At 48.8% G+C, this 1,382-nt stretch carries 2 protein-coding genes; both read right to left on the bottom strand.

The features are described 5' to 3' along the window. A partial coding sequence (locus tag R7040_RS24440; RefSeq protein WP_318097264.1) for an ECF-type sigma factor occupies positions 1 to 214 on the bottom strand: 214 nt, incomplete at its 3' end. A gap of 2 nt (positions 215 to 216) precedes the next feature. After that, positions 217 to 1,382 (bottom strand): chromosome partitioning protein ParA (locus R7040_RS24435; protein ID WP_318097263.1); only part of this gene is annotated, 1,166 nt, incomplete at its 5' end.

Below are 1,382 nucleotides of genomic sequence, written 5' to 3'. Positions count from 1 at the left end.
TTAGGTAAGCATCATGAATCAATGCGGTGGTGCTGTTGACGCTGTCTGCCAATACCATGTTGTCGGTGCCGTATTTTTCGGCGTTGCGCTCACGTTCTTGTTGGGCGATTTTACGCAGTTGCAAATAGGCGAATTGGTACAGCTCGCTTTCGGCTTGTTTATTACCAGACTGCCACTGCTGAATAATGTGGGTTAGGGCTGAAGTCGTTGCCATGGTTATACCTCCTCGCTCACTTTGACAAATTCAGAAATCGTATGCGTTTCAATATGATCAGAACCATCTCGGTTACGACTAACGTTCTGTTGGTAGCGATACAAAATGCCTTGCTCCCAGTTGGCTCCCGCCGGTAAGTATTCCCAAGTGGTGTAGTTGATTTCTGCCGGAGTGGTTGACCAGCGCACCATGATGTTCATTTGCGCCAAATTGGCTTTCGGTTCGTCATTGTTTACCCACCACATATCGGCAAACTCGCGGGTGACATCTTGGGTGTATAGGCTTGCATCGGTTGGGCAGGTCTCGGCGCTGCGTGGCAATCGCATCACTTGTTGGTGGCGCATTAACAGACACGATTGTGTCATGGATTGCTGGTGGTATTGGGTTTGCTGCCACACGCCGAGGTAGTCGATGTCGTGCTCGCTGGTGTTAGGGTAGGAAAACCACAGCATTTCAGTGCGGTTGCTGTGTTGGATGTGTTTGTTGCGCCCGAGACCTTGTACTTTCTCCATAAAGAGCTCAGTGCTTGGGTCAAAATTCATCGCGACTGAGCGATATTTCCAGTCGCCTTCATCGTCAAAGTCTTCGAGAGAGAAGCCGTTCAAGTCGTTGCGGGTGCATCCTGTGATAGAGCAACCAACAAGGTTAAACCAATCTGCAAACTTGCTAATCGGCTCGACAATATCTTCCGTAATTTGGTGATTCGGCGATATGAAGCAACCTTGAAAATGGTCGCCAACACTCGGGTGTTCAATTAACGAATCTTTGGTGATGGTGAATCGGGTCTCACCAAAAGGGGGGCGATATTTGGGGTGATGTTTATAGCGCAGATCGTAGGCACAAGCGCGGCCCTGCCAATCTTTCTTTTTGATCACGATGTTTTTGAACGTGATGCCGCGAGGTTCAAAGATGATCTCATCAGAGGCAAAGTTTTCCTCAATGTATTGCTGGCTTTCGTTCAAGTGATCAATCGCCTCATCGACAGAAACCCAGTCGAGGTTGAGATGTCGTTTAGCGTCATCCAGATAATTGAGATCGAGACTCTTGAGCTGGCTTTGAAAGCGAGGATCAGACAACACACGGTTGGCTAAGACAATTTCCTCACGATTCTCAGGCGTGCTGTCGAGAGAAAGCAGCAGACGCGTCATATTGATGCTGCGGCTAGGTT

It is taken from the genome of Vibrio sp. 1069, assembly GCF_033340555.1.
This window is presented reverse-complemented; position numbering and strand designations above follow the sequence as displayed.